Annotated in this window: 23 protein-coding genes; 9 read left to right on the top strand and 14 right to left on the bottom strand. The window is 74.2% G+C overall.

The window, feature by feature from the left end:
• Positions 1 to 28 precede the first annotated feature (28 nt).
• From ABZW10_RS15360 to ABZW10_RS15345, 4 genes are all read right to left on the bottom strand, one after another.
• Positions 29 to 730: a phosphoadenylyl-sulfate reductase gene (locus ABZW10_RS15360; RefSeq protein WP_355364637.1), complete on the bottom strand. Its 702-nt coding sequence runs from the start codon at positions 728 to 730 to the stop codon at positions 29 to 31.
• Positions 711 to 890, bottom strand: a complete 180-nt coding sequence (locus ABZW10_RS15355) for a hypothetical protein (protein WP_350543785.1) — start codon at positions 888 to 890, stop codon at positions 711 to 713. Before ABZW10_RS15355 ends, ABZW10_RS15360 begins: the two co-directional genes overlap by 20 nt.
• Positions 887 to 2,611, bottom strand: a complete 1,725-nt coding sequence (locus ABZW10_RS15350; protein WP_355364632.1) for a nitrite/sulfite reductase — start codon at positions 2,609 to 2,611, stop codon at positions 887 to 889. Before ABZW10_RS15350 ends, ABZW10_RS15355 begins: the two co-directional genes overlap by 4 nt.
• 198 nt (positions 2,612 to 2,809) lie before the next feature.
• The gene (locus ABZW10_RS15345; RefSeq protein WP_355364841.1) at positions 2,810 to 2,893 is read right to left on the bottom strand and encodes a putative leader peptide; all 84 of its coding nucleotides are present in this window, start codon (positions 2,891 to 2,893) and stop codon (positions 2,810 to 2,812) included.
• Between the two features lie 188 nt (positions 2,894 to 3,081).
• Here ABZW10_RS15345 and ABZW10_RS15340 point away from each other — a divergent pair, with 188 nt between their 5' ends.
• Positions 3,082 to 4,380, top strand: a complete 1,299-nt coding sequence (locus ABZW10_RS15340; protein ID WP_355364629.1) for a YihY/virulence factor BrkB family protein — start codon at positions 3,082 to 3,084, stop codon at positions 4,378 to 4,380.
• A gap of 315 nt (positions 4,381 to 4,695) precedes the next feature.
• Entirely contained in the window at positions 4,696 to 5,808 is a 1,113-nt protein-coding gene (rsgA, locus tag ABZW10_RS15335) for a ribosome small subunit-dependent GTPase A (RefSeq protein ID WP_355364626.1), read from the top strand.
• A 59-nt stretch (positions 5,809 to 5,867) separates the two neighbouring features.
• Here the strand turns inward: rsgA and ABZW10_RS15330 are convergent, their stop codons facing one another.
• Positions 5,868 to 6,275 carry an ASCH domain-containing protein gene (locus ABZW10_RS15330; protein WP_355364838.1) on the bottom strand — a complete coding sequence of 136 codons (408 nt, stop codon included), beginning with the start codon at positions 6,273 to 6,275 and terminating at the stop codon, positions 5,868 to 5,870.
• Between the two features lie 188 nt (positions 6,276 to 6,463).
• Between ABZW10_RS15330 and ABZW10_RS15325 the strand changes: the two genes are divergently transcribed.
• Both ABZW10_RS15325 and ABZW10_RS15320 read left to right on the top strand, forming a co-directional pair.
• Positions 6,464 to 8,035 (top strand): AlkA N-terminal domain-containing protein, encoded by a 1,572-nt coding sequence (locus ABZW10_RS15325; RefSeq protein ID WP_355364623.1) that lies wholly within the window; start codon positions 6,464 to 6,466, stop codon positions 8,033 to 8,035.
• Entirely contained in the window at positions 8,032 to 8,544 is a 513-nt protein-coding gene (locus tag ABZW10_RS15320; protein ID WP_355364620.1) for a methylated-DNA--[protein]-cysteine S-methyltransferase, read from the top strand. The genes ABZW10_RS15325 and ABZW10_RS15320 overlap by 4 nt, the downstream gene beginning before the upstream one ends.
• A 67-nt stretch (positions 8,545 to 8,611) precedes the next feature.
• Here the strand turns inward: ABZW10_RS15320 and ABZW10_RS15315 are convergent, their stop codons facing one another.
• Positions 8,612 to 9,133 (bottom strand): GNAT family N-acetyltransferase, encoded by a 522-nt coding sequence (locus ABZW10_RS15315; protein ID WP_355364617.1) that lies wholly within the window; start codon positions 9,131 to 9,133, stop codon positions 8,612 to 8,614.
• A gap of 65 nt (positions 9,134 to 9,198) precedes the next feature.
• Positions 9,199 to 9,702, bottom strand: a complete 504-nt coding sequence (locus ABZW10_RS15310; RefSeq protein WP_355364614.1) for a MarR family transcriptional regulator — start codon at positions 9,700 to 9,702, stop codon at positions 9,199 to 9,201.
• A gap of 142 nt (positions 9,703 to 9,844) precedes the next feature.
• Here ABZW10_RS15310 and ABZW10_RS15305 point away from each other — a divergent pair, with 142 nt between their 5' ends.
• Positions 9,845 to 11,362, top strand: a complete 1,518-nt coding sequence (locus ABZW10_RS15305; protein ID WP_355364611.1) for an MFS transporter — start codon at positions 9,845 to 9,847, stop codon at positions 11,360 to 11,362.
• 95 nt (positions 11,363 to 11,457) lie between these two features.
• On the opposite strand, the gene ABZW10_RS15300 is transcribed toward ABZW10_RS15305, so the two are convergent.
• The 3 genes from ABZW10_RS15300 to ABZW10_RS15290 all read right to left on the bottom strand — a co-directional run bounded on the left by ABZW10_RS15300 (position 11,458) and on the right by ABZW10_RS15290 (position 13,576).
• Positions 11,458 to 12,060, bottom strand: a complete 603-nt coding sequence (locus tag ABZW10_RS15300) for a DUF305 domain-containing protein (RefSeq protein ID WP_355364835.1) — start codon at positions 12,058 to 12,060, stop codon at positions 11,458 to 11,460.
• A gap of 134 nt (positions 12,061 to 12,194) precedes the next feature.
• Positions 12,195 to 12,881 (bottom strand): DUF3105 domain-containing protein, encoded by a 687-nt coding sequence (locus ABZW10_RS15295; RefSeq protein ID WP_355364608.1) that lies wholly within the window; start codon positions 12,879 to 12,881, stop codon positions 12,195 to 12,197.
• Positions 12,882 to 13,018: 137 nt separating this feature from the next.
• The gene (locus tag ABZW10_RS15290; protein WP_355364605.1) at positions 13,019 to 13,576 is read right to left on the bottom strand and encodes a hypothetical protein; all 558 of its coding nucleotides are present in this window, start codon (positions 13,574 to 13,576) and stop codon (positions 13,019 to 13,021) included.
• Between the two features lie 253 nt (positions 13,577 to 13,829).
• On the opposite strand from ABZW10_RS15290, the gene ABZW10_RS15285 reads away from it, so the two are divergent.
• Both ABZW10_RS15285 and ABZW10_RS15280 read left to right on the top strand, forming a co-directional pair.
• Entirely contained in the window at positions 13,830 to 15,509 is a 1,680-nt protein-coding gene (locus tag ABZW10_RS15285) for a protein phosphatase 2C domain-containing protein (RefSeq protein ID WP_355364602.1), read from the top strand.
• A gap of 26 nt (positions 15,510 to 15,535) precedes the next feature.
• The gene (locus ABZW10_RS15280; protein WP_355364599.1) at positions 15,536 to 16,153 is read left to right on the top strand and encodes a DUF1707 domain-containing protein; all 618 of its coding nucleotides are present in this window, start codon (positions 15,536 to 15,538) and stop codon (positions 16,151 to 16,153) included.
• A 19-nt stretch (positions 16,154 to 16,172) separates the two neighbouring features.
• Here the strand turns inward: ABZW10_RS15280 and ABZW10_RS15275 are convergent, their stop codons facing one another.
• Complete coding sequence (locus ABZW10_RS15275) at positions 16,173 to 16,784, bottom strand: TetR/AcrR family transcriptional regulator (RefSeq protein WP_355364596.1); 612 nt, start codon at positions 16,782 to 16,784, stop codon at positions 16,173 to 16,175.
• 155 nt (positions 16,785 to 16,939) lie between these two features.
• On the opposite strand from ABZW10_RS15275, the gene ABZW10_RS15270 reads away from it, so the two are divergent.
• Positions 16,940 to 17,164: a hypothetical protein gene (locus tag ABZW10_RS15270; protein ID WP_355364593.1), complete on the top strand. Its 225-nt coding sequence runs from the start codon at positions 16,940 to 16,942 to the stop codon at positions 17,162 to 17,164.
• A 14-nt stretch (positions 17,165 to 17,178) separates the two neighbouring features.
• On the opposite strand, the gene ABZW10_RS15265 is transcribed toward ABZW10_RS15270, so the two are convergent.
• The 3 genes from ABZW10_RS15265 to ABZW10_RS15255 are packed head-to-tail and all read right to left on the bottom strand — an operon-like array spanning position 17,179 to position 20,675.
• Positions 17,179 to 18,222, bottom strand: a complete 1,044-nt coding sequence (locus tag ABZW10_RS15265; RefSeq protein WP_355364590.1) for an agmatine deiminase family protein — start codon at positions 18,220 to 18,222, stop codon at positions 17,179 to 17,181.
• 30 nt (positions 18,223 to 18,252) lie between these two features.
• The gene (locus tag ABZW10_RS15260; RefSeq protein ID WP_355364832.1) at positions 18,253 to 19,959 is read right to left on the bottom strand and encodes an urease subunit alpha; all 1,707 of its coding nucleotides are present in this window, start codon (positions 19,957 to 19,959) and stop codon (positions 18,253 to 18,255) included.
• 5 nt (positions 19,960 to 19,964) lie between these two features.
• Positions 19,965 to 20,675: an urease subunit gamma gene (locus ABZW10_RS15255; protein ID WP_355364587.1), complete on the bottom strand. Its 711-nt coding sequence runs from the start codon at positions 20,673 to 20,675 to the stop codon at positions 19,965 to 19,967.
• A gap of 425 nt (positions 20,676 to 21,100) precedes the next feature.
• On the opposite strand from ABZW10_RS15255, the gene ABZW10_RS15250 reads away from it, so the two are divergent.
• Positions 21,101 to 21,598, top strand: coding sequence for an ATP-binding protein (locus ABZW10_RS15250; RefSeq protein ID WP_355364584.1), 498 nt, complete (start codon positions 21,101 to 21,103; stop codon positions 21,596 to 21,598).
• The last annotated feature ends 101 nt before the right edge of the window (positions 21,599 to 21,699 follow it).

The following is a 21,699-nucleotide window of genomic DNA, read 5'->3' as shown; positions in this document are numbered from 1 at the left end:
GGAGTTGACGGGTGTTCGGGTCGAGCGGCTAGAGGTGGATGCCGCACTCGGTCTTGCCGGAGCCGGACCAGCGGCCGGCCCGGGCGTCCTCGCCCTCGCCCGGCTTGCGGGTGCAGGAGAGCGGGGAGCAGCCGACGGAGGTGTAGCCCTCCCACAGCAGCGGGTTGAGCAGCACGCCGTTGGCGTTGACGTAGGCGTCCACGTCCTCCTGCGTCCAGCGGGCGATCGGGGCGATCTTGACCTTGCGGCGCCGGGCGTCCCAGGCGACCACCGGGGTGTTCGCGCGGGTCGGGGACTCGTCGCGGCGCAGCCCGGTGGCCCAGGCGTCGTAGCCGCCGAGGCCGCGGTTGAGCGGCTCGACCTTCCGCAGCGAGCAGCACAGGTCGGGGTCGCGGTCGTGCAGCCGCGGCCCGTACCGGGCGTCCTGCTCGGCCACCGTCAGCGCCGGGGTGAGCGTGATGACGTTGACCGGCATGGTCGCCGCCACCGCGTCCCGGGTGCCGATGGTCTCGGGGAAGTGGTAGCCGGTGTCCAGGAAGACCACGTCCACGCCGGGGAAGACCGAGGCGGCCAGGTGGGCGACGACCGCGTCCTCCATCGAGGAGGTGACGCAGAAGCGCTTGCCGAAGGCGTCGGCCGCCCAGCGCAGGATCTCCTGCGGGGTGGCCTCCTCCAGTTCGCGGCCGGCCCGGGTGGCCAGCTCCTCGTGGTCAGTCGTCGTGCCGGTCACTCTGGTTTCCCCCGTTGGTCGGTGACAGCAGGCCGAGGAACTTCAGCTGGAAGGCCCGGCGGCACCCGTGGCATTCCCAGGCGCCGTGCCCGGCCTCCGAGGGGCGCAGGTCCTCGTCCCCGCAGTAGGGGCAGAAGAAGGGGGCCGCACGCTCACTCACGACAGCTGCTCCTCGTCGGCCCGGGCCGCCCACTGGGCGAAGCGCTCGCCCTCGGAGCGGTCCTCCCGGTACCGGGTCAGCACCCGCTCGACGTAGTCGGGCAGGCCCTCGCTGGTGACCTTGAGGCCGCGGACCTTGCGGCCGAAGCCGGCCTCCAGGCCGAGCGCGCCGCCCAGGTGCACCTGGTAGCCCTCCACCTGGTTGCCCTGCTCGTCCGTCACCAGCTGACCCTTGAGACCGATGTCTGCGACCTGGATGCGGGCGCAGGCGTTCGGGCAGCCGTTGATGTTGATGGTCAGCGGCTCGTCGAAGTCGGGCAGCCGCTTCTCCATCTCGTCGATGAGGGTGCGGCCGCGCTCCTTGGTCTCGACGATGGCGAGCTTGCAGTACTCGATGCCGGTGCAGGCCATCGTGCCGCGGCGGAACGGCGAGGGGGTGACCCGCAGGTCCAGCGCCTCCAGGCCGGCCACCAGCGACTCGACCCGGTCCTCGGGGACGTCGAGGACGATCATCTTCTGCTCGGCGGTGGTGCGCAGCCGGTCGCTGCCGTGCGCCTCGGCGAGGTCGGCGATCTTCCCGAGCAGCGCGCCGTCGACCCGGCCGACCCGCGGCGCGAAGCCCACGTAGTAGTTGCCGTCCTTCTGCCGGTGCACGCCGACGTGGTCGCGCCAGCGGCCGGCGGGCTGCTGCGGGGCGGGACCGTCGACCAGCTTGTACTTGAGGTACTCGTCCTCCAGCACCTGGCGGAACTTCTCGGTGCCCCAGTCGGCGACCAGGAACTTCAGCCGGGCGCGGTTGCGCAGGCGGCGGTAGCCGTAGTCGCGGAAGATGCCGATGACGCCGCCGTAGACGTCGGCGACCTCGTCCAGCGGGACCCAGGCGCCGAGCCGGACGCCGAGCTTCGGGTTGGTGGACAGGCCGCCGCCGACCCAGAGGTCGAAGCCGGGGCCGTGCTCGGGGTGGACCACGCCGACGAAGGCGACGTCGTTGATCTCGTGGGCGACGTCCAGCAGCGGGGAGCCGGAGACGGCGGACTTGAACTTGCGCGGCAGGTTGGAGAAGTCCTTGTTGCCGATGAAGCGCCGCTGGATCTCCTCGATGGCGGGGGTGCCGTCGATGATCTCGTCCTCGGCGATGCCGGCCACCGGGGAGCCGAGGATGACGCGCGGGGTGTCGCCGCAGGCCTCGGTGGTGGACAGGCCGACGGCCTCCAGCTTCTGCCAGATCGCCGGGACGTCCTCGATCCGGATCCAGTGGTACTGGATGTTCTGGCGGTCGGTCAGGTCGGCGGTGTTGCGGCCGTACTGCTCGGAGACCTCGGCGACGGCGCGCAACTGGGCGACCGTCAGCCGGCCGCCGTCGATGCGGACGCGGAGCATGAAGTACTCGGCGTCGAGCTCGTGCGGATCCAGGATCGCGGTCTTGCCGCCGTCGATGCCCTCCTTGCGCTGGGTGTACAGACCCCACCAGCGCATCCGGCCGCGCAGGTCGGCCGGGTCGATCGAGTCGAAGCCCCGGTGCGCGTAGATCGTCTCAATACGTGTCCGCACATTGAGACCGTCGTCGTCCTTCTTGAACTGCTCGTTGGCGTTCAGAGGAGTGAAGTGGCCCATGCCCCACTGGCCCTCGCCGCGGTGACGGGTCACCTTGCGAGCGGCGGCGGGGCGGCGCGCGGGGGCGCGGTCGGCCGGGGGCTCGGCGGTCTCGGGGGTGGTGGCCATGGTGAAGTCCTTCGGGGCAGGTGGCTCTGACGCCGGGTTGGTCGCTGGGCGTGCTCGGCGGTGCGGTACTGCTGTGACCTGCGGATTCCTCAGGGCTGGAGAGCAGTCGCGGTGGCCGGGCGGGCGCCTGCGCATCCGCTTCGGCGGGGATGGCGGGGAAGGTGGCGCCGGGTGCGGTGGGAGGCGGCGGGATCGGGCTCAGGTCACCGGACAGATGGCGCTGGACACGCGAAGGAGATCGACGTGCAGTCGACCTACTAGGGGGGTTCCGGCGCTCGGCATGGCAAGAGATTCGCACGGCGCACGACTCGCGGTCCACTAACGTCCGTATTCTGGATGCCTGGGTTTCGGATCGTGAGATGTCGGAGCGTTCCCGCCGCTCCTGCCGACGGGGGCCCCGCAGGACCCCCGAACGGTGCCCGGACCCCGGGAGATCGGTCGACGGGCCCCGGCCCGATACCGTTACCCCTGTGCAAGCAGCAGGCGAAACGACCAGGCCGAACCCCGAGCGGCCCTCCCGTCGTCGGGGCAAGGGCTCCCGGCGCAGGCGGGCGGCCAGGCAGGCCGCCTGGCGGACCACCGGCTGGGCCCTGGTCAAGGACACCACCAACACCTGTGTCGAGTACCGGGTCACCGGCCTCGCGGCGGAGGCGGCGTTCTTCACCCTGCTCTCCATCCCGCCGCTGCTGCTCTGTCTGGCCGGCACGCTCGGCTACCTGGACGACTTCGTCGAGGCCGGCACCATCGACAAGCTGAAGGCCGACATCGTCAAGGCGGCCGGCACGGTCCTCTCGGACTCCTCCATCACGCAGGTGGTCCAGCCGCTGCTGGGCCAGGTCTTCGACCAGGCCCGGCCCGACCTGATCTCGATCGGCTTCCTGCTGTCGCTGTGGTCCGGATCCCGGGCGCTCTACATCTTCATCGACACCATCACCGTGATGTACGGGCTGGACGGGCGGCGCGGCATCGTCAAGACCCGGCTGCTGTCGCTCGGCCTCTACCTCGGCGCGCTGGTGATCGGCTCGCTGGTGCTGCCGCTGCTGATGGCCGGCCCCGAGCTGGTGACCAACGCCGTGCCGGAGAGCGCCTGGCTGCTCAGCGCCGCCTACTGGCCGTTCGCGATCCTGCTGCTGATCGTCTCGCTGACCACCCTGTACCACCTGGCGGTCCCGGTCTCCACGCCCTGGCGCGAGGACATCCCGGGCGCGCTGGTCGCCCTGGTGGTGCTGGTGTTCTGCAGCGTGGCGCTCCGGCTCTACCTGGTCAGCTCGATCGAGGGCCACTCGGTGTACGGCTCGCTGGCCGCGCCGGTGGCCGTGCTGCTGTGGATCTTCGTGGTGGCGCTCGCGGTGCTCATCGGCGCGGCCATGAACGCGGCCATAGACCGCCGCTGGCCCACCCTGGAGACCGCCGACGCCCGCGCCGAGAACGAGCGCGCCCACGAGGCGGCGGCCGCCGCGGTGGTCCGCGAGGTGGCCGCCCGGCGCGCCGTCGAGCGGGCCCGCCGGGCGCGCGAACTGGGCCTCGCCGAGGGCGGCGAGGAGGAGTACGGGGACGACGAGGGCGAGGACGGCGACGTGCCCTCCGAGTACCCCGAGCGGTGGGCCGACGTGCTGGCCGCCGAGAACGTCCGCGGCCGCCTCACCGCCCGCGGCGGCCCGCACCACCGTCCCGTCCCGCCCTCGCCGGACAGCGACCGCCCGACCGCCCCGCCTCCCGAGTACCCGCTGCCGACCCGGCCGCCGCGCCCGCCGTGGGACGAGCGCTGAGCCCGGTGCCGGTCGCGGCGGGGACCCGGTGCCGGTCGCGGCGGGGACGCGCCTCGGGCGGACATCCGCAGGTGAAAAACCGGTTGGCAGGGTGGGGCCGGGCCGCTAGCGTGTGAGCGTCCGGTTCGGGCGGCGTCGGCGCCGCGCCGAGGAGAGAAAGCAGGAGGTGAGCCCCGTGACCACGACTGTCATGACGGCTGCCCTGGGCAGCGCCCGCGTCCACCTCTCCCTGCCGGCCGCCGGCTGACGTAGCCACTCGCGCACGCAGCCGCAGCAGCCCGGTGGGATCGTTTTCCTCCCGAAGGGCCCACTGCGTTGTTCAACGCTGCCTCCGTTCCGTCTTCCTCTGATCTTTCCTCCCCGCTGGTCGGCTACGGCTGGACGGCCGAGCTCGACGAGCTCTTCGCGCCGCTCGCCGAGGCCGGGCTGGTCGCCGCCCGGATCGTCCGGGTCGACCGCGGCCAGTGCGACGCCGTGCTCGCCGACCCCGAGAGCGGCGAACTGCGCACCATCCGCGCCGACACCCGGCAGGTCGGCGACGCCGACATGATCAACTGCCCGTGCACCGGCGACTGGGCCGCCGTCGACCTCTCGGCCGGACTGCCCATGCCCGCGGTCACGGCGCTGCTGCCGCGGTCCACCGCGATCATCCGCAAGGTCGCCGGCAAGCGCTCCGACGGCCAGGTGCTCGCTGCCAACGTCGACACCGTGGTGGTCGCCGCCTCGCTCGCCGCCGAGCCCGACCTCGGGCGGATCGAGCGCTTCCTCGCACTCGCCTGGGAGTCCGGCGCCGAGCCGGTGGTCGTGCTCACCAAGGCCGACCTGGTCGACGACGCCGAGTTCATCCGGGCCGACGTCGAGGCCGCCGCGCCCGGCGTCACCGTGCTGGTCGTCAGCGCCGAGACCGGCGAGGGGATCGACGTGCTGCGCGCCTGCACGCCGGGCACCACCGCGGTGCTCGGGCAGTCCGGCGTCGGCAAGTCCACCCTGACCAACGTGCTCGCCGGGGTCGACGTGATGGCCGTGCAGGAGGCCCGCTCCGGCGACCAGAAGGGCCGGCACACCACGACCACCCGCGAGCTCGTCCTGCTGCCCGGCGGCGGGGTGCTGATCGACACCCCCGGGCTCCGCGAGGTCGGCCTCTACGGTGGCGAGGGCGTGGCGCTGGCCTTCGCCGACATCGAGGAGCTGGCCGGGCAGTGCCGCTTCCACGACTGCAACCACGACAGCGAGCCCGGCTGCGCGGTGCGGGCGGCGCTCGCGGACGGCTCGCTGCCGGAGCGCCGGATGGAGAGCTACCGCAAGCTCCAGCGGGAGAACGAGTGGATCGCCTCCCGCTCGGACGCCCGGCTGGCCTCGGCCCGGGTGAAGAAGTGGAAGACCCTCACCAAGACGATGCGCGCGGCGGGGGGAACCGTGAAGTGGTGAACTCCGGCCGCCGGCGGCGGGGCGCCCGTCCCGCCGCCGGCAGCCCGGCGCACACGGTGTCAGCGGAAGTCGGCCACCAGCCGGAAGCGCTCCAGGACGACGGGCGTGGTGTCGTCGACGGTGAAGGCCGGGTCGCCGAGCGAGGCGCGCAGCTCCGCGCTGTGCCAGAACCGCTCGTGCCCGGCCCGCCACTCGGCGACCGAGGCGTACCCCTCGCCCTCGTCCAGGGCGTGCCGCAGGTCGACCTCGCCGAGCGGGACGACCCGGACCTCGGTGTTCTCGATCACCGCGACGATCCGCCCGGCCGAGTCGACCACCGCCCCGCGGGCGCCGGCCTGCGGCAGCGGGGCGCTCTCCCGCTCGTACTCGGTCAGCAGGCCGGTGGTGCTGGTCTTGGCGCCGGAGAGCACGGCACCGACCAGCCGGTCCCGCAGCGGTCCGGGGAAGGCGAACTCGTCGACCCGCAGCGCGGCGACCCGCGGGTCGCCGGCACCGGTGTAGGGCTGCTCGGACACGCGTGCTCCTGGGGGCTCGGGGGCTGGCCGTGCGCAGGCTATCCGGCGGGAGGGCGCCCGGGCGCGCGAATTTCCTCCCGCCCGGCCACCCGCCCGCCCGCCCGGCCGCTCTCCCCGCCGTCGGCCGGTCCGCGACGCCCATGTCCGATTCCCGCCAGTCACGGGCCGCCGGGTGCCGCAGACTGGACAGCGTGATCGACGACGACATCCGGTACCGCGCCGTGGACAGCCGGGACGCCCGCTTCGACGGCGTCTTCTTCACGGCCGTCACCTCGACCGGCATCTACTGCCGGCCGAGCTGCCCGGCCGTGACCCCGAAGCGCGTCAACTGCACCTTCTACCCGAGCGCCGCCGCCGCGCAGAGCGCCGGCTTCCGGGCCTGCCGCCGCTGCCGCCCCGACTCCGTCCCCGGCTCGCCCGAGTGGAACCACCGGGCCGACCTGGTCGGCCGGGCCATGCGGCTGATCGGCGACGGCGTCGTGGACCGCGAGGGCGTGGCCGGCCTGGCCCAGCGCCTCGGCTACAGCTCCCGGCAGCTCCAGCGCCAGCTCACCGCCGAACTCGGCGCCGGCCCGATCGCGCTCGCCCGCGCCCGTCGTGCCCAGACCGCCCGGCTGCTGCTCCAGACCACCGAGCTGCCGGTCACCGACATCGCGTTCGCGGCCGGCTTCGCCTCCGTGCGGCAGTTCAACGACACCGTCCGGGTGGTCTACGACCGCACCCCCAGCGGGCTGCGCGCCGAGGTCGCGACCGGCCGCCGCACCGCCACCCCGGCCGGCGGTCTCGCCCTTCGGCTCGCCTACCGGGGAGCCCTGGACAGCGACCACCTCATCGACTTCCTCGCCCTGCGCGCCGTCCCCGGCGTGGAGGAGGTCGTGCCCGGTGCGCGCCCCGGGGTGCGCACCTACCGCCGCACCCTCGCGCTCCCGTACGGCCACGGCATCGCCGAGGTGGACGGCCTCGCCCCCGGTGAGCCGGCCACCCGTGGCTGGCTCGACTGCCGGCTGCTGCTCACCGACCTGCGCGACCTGCCGACCTCCGTCCAGCGCCTGCGCGTCCTGTTCGACCTGGACGCCGACCCGGTCGCGGTCGACGAGCAACTCGGCGCCGACCCGCTGCTCGGCCCGCTGGTCCGGGCCCGGCCCGGGCTGCGCTCGCCGGGCCACGTCGACCCGCACGAACTGGCCGTGCGCGCCGTCCTCGGCCAGCAGATCACCGTCGGCGCGGCCCGTACCCTGGCCGGCCGGCTCGCCGAGAAGTACGGCACCGCGCTGCCCGAGCCCAGCGGAGGGCTGCGGCTGCTCTTCCCGACCGCCGCCGCCCTGGCGACCGCGGACCCGGAGGACTTCGCGATGCCGACCGCCCGGCGCCGCGCCCTCACCGGCCTGTGCGCCGCCCTCGCCGAGGGCGTCGTCCGGCTCGACGGCGGCGTCGACCGGGAGGAGGCGGCCGCGCGGCTGCTCGCCCTGCCCGGCATCGGCCCGTGGACCGTCGGCTACCTGCGGATGCGCGCCCTCGCCGACCCCGACGTCTTCCTCCCGAGCGACATCGGCGTCAAGCACGGACTGCTCCGGCTCGGCGCCCCGGGGGACCCGAAGTCCGCCGCCCTCGCGGCCGGCGCCTGGGCCCCCTGGCGCTCCTACGCCGTGCACCGCCTCTGGGCGGGCCCGGCCGTCGACCCCAGCACCGGAACGGAGAACACCGCAGCATGAGCACCACCGTCTTCACCTTCATGGAGAGCCCGTTCGGCCGGCTGATGCTCAGCGGCGTCGTCCCGGACGGCGGCGGCCCGGCCGGACTGGCCACCGTCACCGCCCCGGGCCAGCGGTACGCGCTCGCCGAGCCCGCCGACGACTGGGTGCACGACCCGGAGGCGCTCGGTGAGCCGGTCACCCAGCTCACCGAGTACTTCGCGGGCGAGCGCACCGCCTTCGACCTGGAGCTCGCCCCCGTCGGCACCGAGTTCCGCCGCCGGATCTGGGCCGCCCTCGACAAGATCCCCTACGGCGAGACCGTCACCTACGGGCAGCTCGCCGATCTGGCCGGCGAGTCGCCGCGCGCGGTGCGGGCGGTGGGCGGGGCGGTCGGCGCCAACCCGCTGCTGATCATCCGCCCCTGCCACCGCGTCCTCGGTGCCAACGGCGCCCTCACCGGCTTCGCCGCCGGCGTCGACCGCAAGCGCTGGCTGCTCGACCTGGAGCACGGCACCTCGCTGTTCTGACCTGCCGGACCGCTGCGCCGCCGGACCGCTGCGCCGCCGAACCGCTCCGCGCGCCGGACGCTCCCGGTCAGTCCGCCGGGAGCGCCCGCAGGTCCACCCGCCAGTCGTTGCTGCGCATCCATCGGCCGGGCGGGAACTCGAAGTCGGTCTCGCCGAGGAGGGCGAAGCCGGCCCGGCGGCAGACCGCGTTGGAGGCCGGGTTGCCGACCGAGGGGAAGGCGTGCAGGTACCGGTGGCGGCCGGTGCGGGCGGCGACCTCGACGGCGGCCCGCGCCGCGACCGCGGCGATGCCCCGGCCCTGGTACGGCGGCAGGACGTTCCAGCCCATCTCGTAGACGGTGTCGCCGTGCCAACCGCGCTCCGCGTAGCCGACGGTGCCGACCGCCACGCCCTCCGGCTCCAGGACGACGCGGTACATGCAGCCGGTGCCGGAGGGGACGAAGTCCAGGTAGCGCCGGTGCCGCACGAGCATCCGCTCCTCGTCCTCCGGGCCGCCGGTGTGCCTGCGCATCTCCGGGGTGTTGACCAGGCGCAGCAGGGCGAGATCGGTGTCGGTCCAGGGTTCGAGGCGGAGCAGCGCGGGATCCATGACGGGACGGTAGCCGGGCGGGCACCCGGTGGGGTACCCGATTTCCGCGCCGGGGGATCCGCCGGTCAGCCGCCCGCAGGCTCGGCGAGCGCGCGGGCCAGGTTCTCCAGGGCCGGCAGCGCGTGCATCACGGCGTCCCGGTCGGCGGGGGAGAGGGTGTCCAGGGCGGAGGCGATCCGCCGTTCGTGGGCCCGCTGCCAGTCGTCGAGCTGGCGCCGCCCGGCCGGGGTGAGCGCGATCCGCGCGGTGCGGCGGTCCCCGGGGTCGGCCTGGCGGTCGACGAAGCCGGCGTCCAGCAGCTTGCCGACCAGGCCGCTGACGGTGTTGGGGGCGAGCCGCTGCCGGGTGGCGAGCTCGCCGACCCGCAGCGGGGCGGCGGCGAGCGTCTGGAGGAGTTCGACCTGCGCCATCGGCAGGGACTCCCAGGGGTAGTCGGTGCGGATGCTGCTGCGCAGCGACCGCCGGAGCCGGGTGACCGCGTCGGTGAGCCGTCGGGCGCGCTCGATCGCCGCCGGCTCCACGGCCTGCGGATCGACGGCGTGTTCGGGAACGGACGGTGACGACGGCATGGCCGACAGCGTAGCGCCTGGTGGGGACGGTGCCCGAACGCCGGGGACGGGTCGTGGGCGACCGACCCCGTTCCGTGAGCGGCCGGTCGCATGCCGATCAGATCGTAGATAGAACATATCTGTATCCGATATATTTCGCCGTATGAACGCGGCGTCGACCCTCACCTCCCGGCTGCTCACCACCGGGCTGCTCACCGAGCGTCCGCGGCCACGCGGCATAGCCGGCTGGCGGCACGCCCACTGGCTCGCCGTCGGCACCGTCTGCCTGGGCGCCTTCCTCGGGCAGCTGACCGCCAGCGTCACCGCCCTCGTCTACCCGGCGCTCCAGCGCCACTTCGGCACGGGCTTCGCCGCCGTCGAGTGGGTCGCGCTCGCCTACCTGCTGGTCCTGGTGGCACTGCTCGCGCCGGTCGGCCGGCTGTCGGACCTGGTCGGCCGCAAGACGATGTACATCGGCGGGTTCGCCGTCTTCGGTCTCGCCTCGCTCGGCGCCGGGTTCGCCGACGGCCTCGGCACGCTGGTCGCGCTCAGGGCCGTCCAGGCCGTCGGCGGCGCGATGATGCAGGCCAACAGCGTCGCGCTGGTCGCCAGGGGCGTCCCCGAGCACGCGATGCGCCGGGCGCTCGGCATCCAGGCCGCCGCCCAGGGCCTCGGCCTGGCGCTCGGGCCGAGCCTCGGCGGGCTGCTGGTGGAGCACGCCTCCTGGCGCTGGGTGTTCTGGATCAACGTGCCGGTCGCCCTGCTGGGCGTCCTGGCCGGCTGGTTCCTGCTGCCCCGCACCCACCGCCCGGACGCCCGGCCGCTGACCAGGCCACTGACCAGGCCGCTGAGCGAGCCGGCGACCCGTCCGGTGCCCCGGCCGCGCGGGGCCACCCGGCCCGACCCGGACGGCGGGCGCTTCGACCTGGCCGGCCTGCTGCTGCTCGCCGCCTCCACCACCGCGCTGCTGCTCGCCCTCTCCGCCGCCTCCGGCCTGCCGCTGCCCGGCTGGGCCGTGGCCGCACTACTGCTCGCCACCGTGCTCTGCGCGCTCGGCCTGGTCCGCCAGGAGCGCCGGGCCACCCGGCCCATCCTCGCCCCCGGACTGGTCAACACCCCCGGCGTCCGCCCCGGCCTGGCCGTCTCGCTGATCGGCTACCTGCTGCTGTTCTGCCCGCTGGTGCTCGGTCCGGTGCTGCTCGCCGAGGCGGGCCTGCCGACCGGGCGCGTCGGTCTGCTGATCACCCTGCTGCCGGCCGCGTTCGCGGTGGCCGCGACGGCCGGCGGCGCACTGCTGCCGCGCGGCTGGTCGGACGTCGCCCGCTGCCGCTTCGGCGCGGCCCTGGCGGGTGCCGGGCTGCTGGGCTGCGTGCTGCTGCCCGTCGCGGGTGCCCCCGCGACGGCGCAGGCGTTCCCGCTGCTGGCGGCCGGCTGGGGGCTCGGGGTGCTGCTGCCCGCCAACAACGCCCTGGTGATGCGGGCGATACCGGCCGAGTGCTCGGCGGTCGGCGGCGGCATGGTCAACATGGCCCGCAGCCTCGGGACGGCGCTCGGCACCGCGCTGCCGGTGCTGGGCGTCCACCTGGCCGGACCGGTGCTGGGCGGCCGGGCGGTGCTGCTGGCGCTGGCCGCCGTCGCGGTCCTGGCCGTGGCGCTCACCCGGCCGGTGCGGCGCCGCTGAAGGAGCCCGAGCGGGCGGACGACGGCGGGGACGACAACGGCCGGGGCGGTGAACGGAGTTCCGTTCACCGCCCCGGCCGTGCGAGCCGCGGTGCCTCAGGAGGCGGGCACGCCCGGGGCGGCGCCGCGCTCCTTGAGCATGTCGGTCATCAGCTCGACCTCCGAGCTCTGGCCGACCACCATCGACTGCGCGAGCCGCTTCTCCGCGTCGTTGTGCGCCATGTCGACGTAGCCCTGGGCCATCTCCACGCCGCCCTTGTGGTGCTCCACCATCAGCTGCAGGTAGAGCACCTCGGCGTCCCGGCCGCTCAGCGAACGGAGCTTCGCGAGCTGCGCGTTGGTGGCCATACCGGGCATCAGCGAGCCGTCGTGCGCCTGGTAGTCGGCGCCGTGGCCGTGGCCGCCCATCGCCGTCATCCAGGCCATCGGCTTGGCCGTGGAGTGCTGGGTGAGCCCCCACTGGTCGAGCCAGCCCATCATCATGCCGCGCTGGTTGGCCTGGGTGTTGATGATGTCGAAGGCCAGGGTGCGGGTCGGCTCGTCCGACGTCCGGTCGCGGACGATGAACGACAGGTCCACCGCCTGCTGGTGGTGGGTCGACATGTCGCGGGCGAACCCGGCCTCCGGGGAGCCGTCCGCCGGAACACTGAGCGAGGACGTCCCGGAGGCGGAGGTGCCGCCCGCCACCAGGGCCGGCACACCGAGCGCGAGGGCGAGCGCGGCGGCCAGCGCGGCCGGCCACCAGATCCGCCGGCGCGCGGCCGCGCGGTCCGCGTCCTGCGCGGAGTGGTCGGCGCTCTCCGGGGAGTGCTCCGTGTTCTCCTCGGCGGCGGTCACATCGACCCCATCGTGCAGGAGGCGCCGGGCTCCTGGGTCTGCTTGCCCTGGACGTACTTGGTGAAGAACTGGTTCACCCGGGGGTCGCTCGCGCTGTCCACGGTGAGCTGGGTCGACCAGGCGCTCAGGGTGATGGTGCCCTGCTCGTCCGGGTACGGGCTCATCAGCGAGTACGGGGTGGCCTTCACCTTGTCGGAGAGGACCTTGAGGTCGTCCGGGGTGGCCTTGCCGTTGTAGGTCACCCAGACCGCGCCGTGCTCCAGCGAGTGGACGGCGCGCTCGTTCTCGACCGGCTGGTCGTAGACGGTGCCCATGCAGTCCAGCCAGACCGCGTTGTGGTCGCCGCCGACCGGCGGGGTCTGCGGGTAGGTGACCTTCTCCTTGACGTGGTTGCGGGTCAGGTCGCCGAAGGTCTGCACGCCGTCGATCGGGGCCGCCGCGGCGGCCTCCTTGGCCTTCTTGTCCTTGTTGGCGTCGACCACGATCCAGGTGCCGGTGGCTATCGCCGCGATCACCAGCACACCGGCGACCGAGCCGGCGAGGATCTTGTTGCGACGGTCGCGGCGCTGCTCGGCGGCGCGCAGCTCGGCGATCCGGGCGCGGCGGTCGTTGCTCGCCTGCTTGGCGCTCGGCTTGTTGCCCTGGGCCTTGTTCGGCTGCGTCTGCTTGGAGGCGGAACCCATGTGGTGTCCTAGTCCCCACCGCGCATCGGGCGCGGCGGTCTGAAAGAAGTGAACGGGAAGGTGCGGATCCGTCGGTCCCGCCCGCCCGGTGACACGGTGGTCGGCGGGGGAGGGCAGGGCCCGGCGGCGGGTTCCGCTCAGGACCGGTGTACTTGGAGTTCGTGCAGGTCGGGCGCGGGGTGCGGGCCGACCAGCAGCCCGGCGGGCACCACCCGGGGCAGCGCCTCGGGGGTTTCCGTCAGAGGCGCCGCCGCGGGTTGCGGTTGCGGCGGCGGGTTGGGGAGCTGGGCGTCCTGGGCGCAGTACGGGTGGCTGGAGCAGCCGTTGTTGCGGTGCGGCGGATCGCCGTCGACCGAGCACCAGGTCCAGTGCCGGTGGCTCTCCGCGCGGATCCGGTCGCCGAGGGTCTGCGGCGCCGTGGCCGGACCGGTGGCGGCGGAGCCGTGGAGCTGGGCCGGGGCGCCGGCCTCGACGTCGGCCGGGACTTCGGCCACGCCGGACGGGGGACCCACCGGGGGGTCGGCCGGGACGGTCACCGGGAGGCCCGGCCGTTCGGCCGTGACCGCCTTGGCGTGCGCCGTGCAGGGCAGTGCCATCAGCAGCCCGACCAGCAGCAGGATCCACAGCGTGCCCACCGGGCGGACCACGAGTGCGGCCCTCCCCGGTCGGGGGTTGCTGGGGGCCGACACGGTCATGCGCACATTTAATCAGCCGAATGAGTGAAGCGAGCCCTTTCCCCGGCCCTCATTTTCGAGGGCCGAGGCTTCCTAATGCCCCGGAAACGCCCTGGTCGGGGCGGTTCGGTCGACTGCGGGAGAAACAGAAACGAAACGGGCAGCGAAACCGGTGATCGATATCAGCCGATGTGGGCTCGGTTGTCGTCGAAACCCGGACAGCGCCCCGGCCCTTCGGGACAATGACGTCGAGCCAGCGACCAGGAGCCGCCAGATGACCAAGCAGGGTGCACCCGCGCAGCAGCAGCACCGGCCGGACGACGGCTGGTGGGACACGGTCTACGCGGGCCCGGCCGGCACCCTGCCCGACACCCCGGACGCCGAGTCGGGGGAGGGCAGCGTCGACGACTGGTTCGAGACGGCGGCCGGCCTCATCGGGCAGCAGCGGAGCGCGCCCGCCGAGGAGACGGCGCCGGCCGAGGCGGCGCCGGAGGCCGGGGGAACGCCGGAAGCCGGGCCGGTGGCCCCGGCCGGCGAGGAGGTGCTGGAGCGGGACAGCATCGACGACTGGTTCGACACCGCCGCCGGTGTGATCGCCCCGCAGCCGCCGGCCGTCGAGGTGCCGGTGGCCGAGGTGCCGACCGCCGACGTGCCGGTGGCCGAGGTGCCGGTGACCGCTGCTCCGGCGGCCGACGAGACGCGCCGCTTCCCCGCCCCGTTCTGGGCGGCGGACGCCCGGGTGCCCGAACCGCGCCCGAAGCCCGAGGCCGCGTCGGCTCCGGCGCCCGACCCCGTCCCTGCCTCGGAACCGGAACCGGAACCGGAGCCGGAACCGGAACCGGCCCCGGAGGCGCACGTGGAACCGGCCCCGGCCCCGGCCCCGGAGCCGGAGCCGGCCGACGAACCGGAGCCGGCCGTCGCCGAGGACGTCGAGCCCGAGCCGCCCGCCGCCGAGCCGCCCGCGCCGCGCCCGGCCGCCCGGCCCGGGCGGGCCGAGGCCGCGCCCACCGTGCCGCACGTGGGCGAGCGCCCGCCCACCTACGGTCCCGAGCCCACCGCCGTCCCCGAGGCCGACCCCGGCGCCCTGGGCGGCGTCGTCGCCGACACCGTGCTGGAAGGCGCCCAGTACGGCGCCACCACCCTGCGGGCGGCCTCCGTCCGGGGTGACTCCGTCCGCCACCGGGGCGAGACCCGGCGGGACTCGCTGCTGGTGACCCGGTTCGGCGAGGGAGCGGACGGCCTGCTGCTCGCCGTGATCGGCGGCTTCGACGACGCGGGACCCACGGCCGAGGCGGTCGCCACCGCGGCCGCCGAGGCCTGCCGCCAGCTCGCCGGCGCGGTCGGCCGCAGCCGCGAGAGCCTGGCCGCCGACCTGCGCGACGGTGCCCGTGACCGGCTGCGCTACGGCCTCCAGCGGCTTGCGCTGAGCTCCGTCGCCCCGCTGCGGGCCCTGGCGCCGGAGAGCGCCGTGGACGCCGCAGACGCTGTGGAAGCCGTGGAAGCCGTGGACACCCCGGACACCGCGGACGGCGAATCGTCCCCGGCCTCGCTGCACTGCCTGCTGGTCTCGCTCGATCCGACGGCCGGCTACCGGGCGGCGTTCGGGGTCGGCCCGGGCGGCCTGTACCTGCTGCGGTCCGGTCACTGGATCGACGCCTACGCGGCCCGGCTGCTGCACCAGCCCGACGGCCAGCCGCCGGCGCCGGAGACCCCGGCACCGGGCTCGCGCCCGTTCCGCTTCCGGATGGTCCCGGCGACCCCGGGCGACATCCTGCTGCTCTGCACCCCCGGCCTGGCCCGCCCGATCGCCGACGAGCCGGCGGTCGCGCACTTCCTGGCCTCCCACTGGGCCCACCCGCACCCCCCGGGCACCGTCGACTTCCTCCGCCAGGTCCAGGTCCGCGCCAAGGGCTACGCCGACGACCGCACCGCCGCCGCGATCTGGACCGAGTAGCCCGTCGGCTGCCTACTCTTGTGGCCATGACCGCCCAGCCTCCGGAGACCTCTCCGCACACCGTTCCGCCAGGAGAAATCCGCGCCTCCCACGACGACCGCGAAGCAGTGGTGGAGCAGCTGCGCGATGCGGCAGCCGAGGGGCGTATCGACCTCGACGAGCTGGACGCGCGCCTGGAGGCGGCGCTGAAGTCGAAGACCCACGGCGAGTTGGCGGTCCTGACCGCCGATCTGCCCAGCCCGGAGCCTCCGGAGAGCGAACCGCCGCTGGTGCTCAAGGGCGGCATGTCCGGAGCGTCCCGCGGCCCCGGGCGCTGGGAGGTTCCCGGGCACGTGATCGCCCACGGAGGGCTCGGGGGCGTGAAGCTCGACTTCACCCGGGTCGAGTGCCGCCGCACGGAGATCGTCGTGGAGGCGTACGGGGAGATGGCCGGCGTCACGATCGTCATCCCCGACGCGTGGGCCGCGGACACCGGCGGCGTGGATCCCGGCCTCGGCGGCCTGACGGACAAGACCACTCCCGGTCGGCTCCCGGGAACCCCGCTGATCCGGCTCACCGGGGCCGGCGGCATGGCGGGGCTGGTCGTCCGCCATCCCAACCGCCGGGAACGGCGCAAGCTGCTCAGCGATCCGGGGCGGCCGTAGCCCGCGGTCCTCGCCCGGGTCAGGCGGCCGGTACGGTGCCGAGCAGGGTGCCGCAGGCGGTGGTGGCGAGGTGGTGGGCGCGGGAGCGGGTGGCGCCGGGCAGGCCGAGGGCGAGCGGGACGGCGAGGCCGTCGAGCAGGGCGCGGATCTGGATGGCGCGCTCGGTGGCGTCGGCCGGGGCGAACCGGGCGGCGGCGGTGCCCTCCTCGATCAGCGCGACCAGGTCGGCCTGCCAGGGCGCCTCGATCTCCAGCTGCCCCTGCCGCAGTTCCTCGCTGGCGGGGGAGCGGCCCCACACCTCGACCCAGAGGATCCAGCGCGGGTCCCCCGGGCCTTCCGGCAGGTACAGCCCGGTGTACTCCGCCAGCCGCTGCCGCACGTCGCGACCGCCGTCGGCGAGCATCGCCCGGCGGCGGGCGCCGAGCTGCTCCTCGCTCCACCGCAGGGTCTCCAGCAGCAGCTGGTCCTTGCTGCCGAAGTAGTAGAGCAGGTGCCCGGCGCTCATCTGGAGCTGCCGGCCGAGGCCGGCCATGGTGAGCTTGGCGAGCCCGTGCTCGGCGATGGCGGCGCGCGCGGTGGCGAAGACCTCCTCGCGGGGGCGGGCCGGTCGGCGCGGGCGGGCGTCGGCCATCGGTGCTGCTCCTCCGGGCTCAAGGGGGCCTTCACGATACCGGCCGTGGCCGGGCGGCCACGGAGTGGGACGTCGGCCGTTTCGACGCCCCACTCCTGCGGGTACGTACCGATCGGGGTACCGACCGGGGGATTTCCGACCCGAGGGGGTGGCCGATGGCCACGATGATCGCCCTGTTCGCCGGTGTCGCCGTCCTGGTGACCGGCCTGACGGTGTACCTGCACCGGCGCCGCAACGGCCCGACCGAGAACGTCGAAGGCCTGCTGACCGAGCAGGAGCGGCTGGCCCAGCTACGGGCCCTCCGCTCCTCCTACAGCTCGATCGCGATGCACAGCTCCCACGGACTCACCACCGACGACCTGGGGAGGTACCACCACTAGGAACCGGGCCGGGATCAGGCCTTCGGCTGCTGCTGGGTGATGCAGTGGATGCCGCCGCCGTTGGCGAAGATCTCGCGGGCGTCGACCAGCTCGACCGTGCGGCCGGGGTAGGCCTCGGCCAGGACGGCGGCGGCCTCCTGGTCGCGCGGGTCGTCGAAGGCGCACAGCACCACGGCGCCGTTGGCGACGTAGTGGTTGATGTACGAGTAGTCGACCGGCTCGCCCTCCTCGTCCAGCAGGACGGTGGGGGCGGGCAGCTCGACGACCTCCAGCGGGCGGCCCTGGGCGTCGGTGGAGGCCCGCAGGATCGCCACCAGCTCCCGGCACACCTCGTGGTCGGGGTGCGCCGGGTCCGGCTGGACGTGGGCGACGACGACGCCGGGGCGGACGAAGGAGGCGACGATGTCGATGTGGCCGCGGGTGCCGAACTCGTCGTAGTCGCGGGTGAGCCCGCGCGGCAGCCAGATCGCCTTGGTGGTGCCGAGGAAGGCGTGCAGCTCGGCCTCGACCTGCTCCTTGGTCCAGTCGGCGTTGCGGCCCTCGCCGAGCTGGACGGTCTCGGTGACGAGCACCGTGCCCTCGCCGTCGACGTGGATGCCGCCGCCCTCGTTGATGAGCCTGGAGGCGAAGCGCTGGACCCCGGTCAGCTCGCCGATGTGCTCGGCGACGTGCTGGTCCTTGTCCCAGCGGGCCCAGGACTGCGCGCCCCAGCCGTTGAAGATCCAGTCGGTGGCGGCCACCCCGCCCTTGCCGTCGATCAGGAAGGTCGGGCCGATGTCGCGCATCCAGGCGTCGTTCAGCGGCCGCTCGACGATCTCGACCGCGTCGGCGACGTACTTGCGGGCCTCCGCCGTCTCACCGGTGTTCACGACCAGGGTGACCGGCTCGTACCGCACGATCGTGTTGGCGACGTTCGCCCAGGCCTCGCGCGCCGCGTGCAGGTGCTCGGGCGTGTCGAAGGTCGGGTTGTCGGTCGGGAAGGCCATCCAGGTGCGGTCGTGCGGGTGCCACTCGGCGGGCATCCGGTAGCCGAGCGAGGCGGGGGCGGGGGTGGTCATCGCGGCGTCCTTCGGTGGGGCGGGGGAGGGTCAGAGGAAGTAGAGGCGGCTGAGCGAGACGCTGTCGGCGGGCTCGGAGCGCAGCGGGGCGCCGTCGAGCGAGACCAGGCCGGTCTCGGTGACCTCGACGCGGCCGACCCGGGCGTTGCGCACCATGTCGCGCGGGCCGATGCCGCGGGTTCCCCGGACGCCGACGCGCCGGCGCCGGGTGGGCAGGCCGTCGGCGGGGCGGTCGAGGTAGGCGCCGTCGGCGGCGGCCTGGGCGACGAAGGCGACCGAGATGTCGGCGGCGGTGGCGCCGTGCGCGCCGAACTGCGGACCCAGCACGAGGGGCTCGCAGCGGTCGGTGGAGGCGTTGGGGTCGCCGACCACGCCGTAGGCGGGGAAGCCCGCCTTGAGGACCAGCTGCGGCTTGGCGCCGAAGTGGTCCGGGCGCCACAGCACGATGTCGGCGAGCTTGCCGATCTCGATCGAGCCGACCTCGTGGGCCAGGCCGTGGGCGATGGCGGGGTTGATGGTCAGCTTGGCGACGTAGCGCAGGACGCGCTCGTTGTCGTCACCGCTCTCGACGGTCCCGAAGCCGCCGTCGAGCGGGCCGAGCTCGGCCTTCATCTTGCCGGCCATGGCGAAGGTGCGGCGCACGGTCTCGCCGGCCCGGCCCATGCCCTGGGCGTCGGAGGAGGTGATGCCGATGACGCCCAGGTCGTGCAGCACGTCCTCGGCGCCCATCGTGCCGGCCCGGATCCGGTCGCGGGCCATCGCGGCGTCGCCGGGCAGGTCGGTCTTGAGGTCGTGCGCGGAGACGATCATGTCGAAGTGCTCGCCCAGCGCGTCCCTGCCGAACGGCAGGGTGGGGTTGGTGGAGGAGCCGATGACGTTCGGCACGCCCGCCATCTTGAGCACGTTGGGGACGTGGCCGCCGCCGCAGCCCTCGATGTGGAAGGCGTGGATGGTCCGGCCCTCCAGCACCTTGAGGGTGTCCTCGACGGACAGGCACTCGTTGAGGCCGTCGGTGTGCAGGGCGACCTGGACGTCGTACTCCTCGGCGACCCGCAGCGCGGTGTCCAGGGCGCGAGTGTGGGCGCCCATGTCCTCGTGCACCTTGAAGCCGGAGGCGCCGCCCTCGGCGAGGGCCTCGATCAGCGGGGCCTCGTCGGAGGAGGAGCCGCGGCCGAGGAAGCCGATGTTGACCGGCCAGGCGTCGAAGGCGTTGAAGGCGTGCCGCAGGGCCCACGGCGAGTTGACGCCGACGCCCCAGACCGGGCCGAACTCCTGGCCGATGATCGTGGTGACGCCGGAGGCGAGCGAGGCCTCCATGATCCGCGGCGACAGCAGGTGGACGTGGGTGTCGATGGCGCCGGCGGTGGCGATCATGCCCTCGCCGGAGACGATCGTCGTCCCGGTGCCGACGACCACGTCGACGCCGTCCATGGTGTCCGGGTTGCCGGCCCGGCCGATGGAGGCGATCCGGCCGGCGATCAGGCCGATCGAGGTCTTGCGGATGCCCTGGACGGCGTCGATCACCAGGACGTTGCTGATCACCACGTCGCAGGTGTCGCGGACGGCGGCGGGCTTGAGGTGCAGGCCGTCGCGGGCGGTCTTGCCGAAGCCGGCCAGGAACTCGTCGCCCGGGGTCTGCGAGTCGGACTCGACGCGGACGATCAGCCCGGAGTCGCCGAGCCGGATCCGGTCGCCGGCCCGGGGGCCGTGCACGGAGATGTAGTCGAGCGGGGTGATGGACGTCACGACTCGACCTCCGCGTCGTCGAAGTGGGTGAGGTAACCGGTGGCGCGGGCCTTGGCCAGCGCGGCCTCCTTGGCACCGGGGGCGTCCAGCGGGCCGTCGACCAGGCCGGCGAAGCCGATCGCGACCCGCGCGCCGCCGATCGGCACCAGGCCGACCTCGACGGTGGCGCCCGGGTCGAAGCGCACCGAGGATCCGGCCGGGATCGCCAGGTGGGTGCCGTAGGCGGCGGCGCGGTCGAAGGCCAGGCGCGGGTTGGCCTCGAAGAAGTGGAAGTGCGAGGTGACCGAGATCGGCACCCCGGAGGTGTTGTGGACCGGCAGGACCACGGTCTCCTCGACCGGGTCGTAGCCGGCGCCGTCGCCGAGCAGCGCGCCGCCGGGGGCCTCGTCGCCGAGCGAGCCGGCGCCCCGGAACGGGTCGTTGACCACGGCGAGGCGGGTGCCGTCGTCGAAGACCGCCTCCACCTGGACCACGGTGACCACGTCGGGCACGCCGGGCAGCACGTCGTCGGCGGTGAGCACGGAGCGGCCGGCCTCGATGGCCTCGGCGAGGCGCCGGCCGTCCCGGGCGGCCTCGCAGACGGTGTCGGCGATCAGCGCGGTCGCCTCGGGGATGTTGAGGCGGACGCCTCGGGCGCGGCGGGCGCGGGCCAGCTCGGCTGCTGTGAAGATCAGCAGCCGGTCCCGCTCGGTGGGGGTCAGTCGCACGGTTCCTCGCTCGCGGTGGCCGGGTGAGGGGGGAGGACGTTAGAACGGTGTTCAAACATCTCCGGCCATTGAACCCGGAGCGGTCCGCCCTGTCCAGCCTTGCCGCTCCCGCGGCGATCGGCTCGGCGGAACGCCCGGGGCGGCGGCGCCGGAGACCGAAAACCGCCCGTACGCTTCGCAAACCTGTCCGGCGCGGGCAGTTGGATCACGTGAACCGCCCCGTGCCCCTTTCACCCCAGGTGATCGCCTGGGTGCCGTTCCAAATGCCGAAAGCTGGGCATGAGGATGATTGGTCAGTACCAAGTGGGCCGACCGGCCGGCGGGGGATACCGGACCGGTGACCCGGAACGAGGGCGGGGGCAGGGGTGATGGACGGTCAGTCGCGATTCCCGCGGCAGCGAACGAGTTCGGGGGGAGCCTTCCGGGTGACCGGAACCGGCCAGGGCGCCCCGGCGGGCACCACCGGCCCCGTGAACGCGCTGGGCGTGCCCGGCGTCACCCGGCCGGGCGCACCCGCACCCGGGTGTGCGCTCAACCGCCGGCTCCACCTGGCACTGGAGGCCGCCGACCTGGTCGGCGTCGGCGCGGTCCGCCGCCGGCTGCGCGCCGCGCTCGGTGTGTGGGGCGTGCCCGAGCTGGCCGACACCGCCGAGCTGCTCACCTCCGAGCTGGTCACCAACGCGCTGCAGCACACCGGCCAGGGCGCGGTCTTCGACGCGGTGCTCACCGGTGACCAGCGGCTGCGCATCGAGGTCCAGGACGGCACGGCCCGGCTGCCCGGCCGCCGCCGTGACCCGGACGCGGAGTACGCCACCTCCGGCCGCGGGCTGCTGCTGGTCGAGGCGCTCGCCGACTCCTGGGGCGTCCAGCTGCGCGGTGACGGCAAGGTCACCTGGTTCGAACTGGGCATCGTCGGCGCCTGAGCCGCCGTCCGCGGTTCGCCGTCCGCGGTTCACCGTTCGGCCTCCCTCGCCGCCGTTTGCCGTACGAGCACCGTTCGCTGTCGAACGATGCGCGGAAGTGA

Source organism: Kitasatospora sp. NPDC004723 (assembly GCF_040609255.1).
GTDB lineage: Bacteria > Actinomycetota > Actinomycetes > Streptomycetales > Streptomycetaceae > Kitasatospora.
The sequence above is the reverse complement of the archived record's forward strand: the minus strand, read 5'-3'. Positions and strand labels throughout refer to the sequence as shown.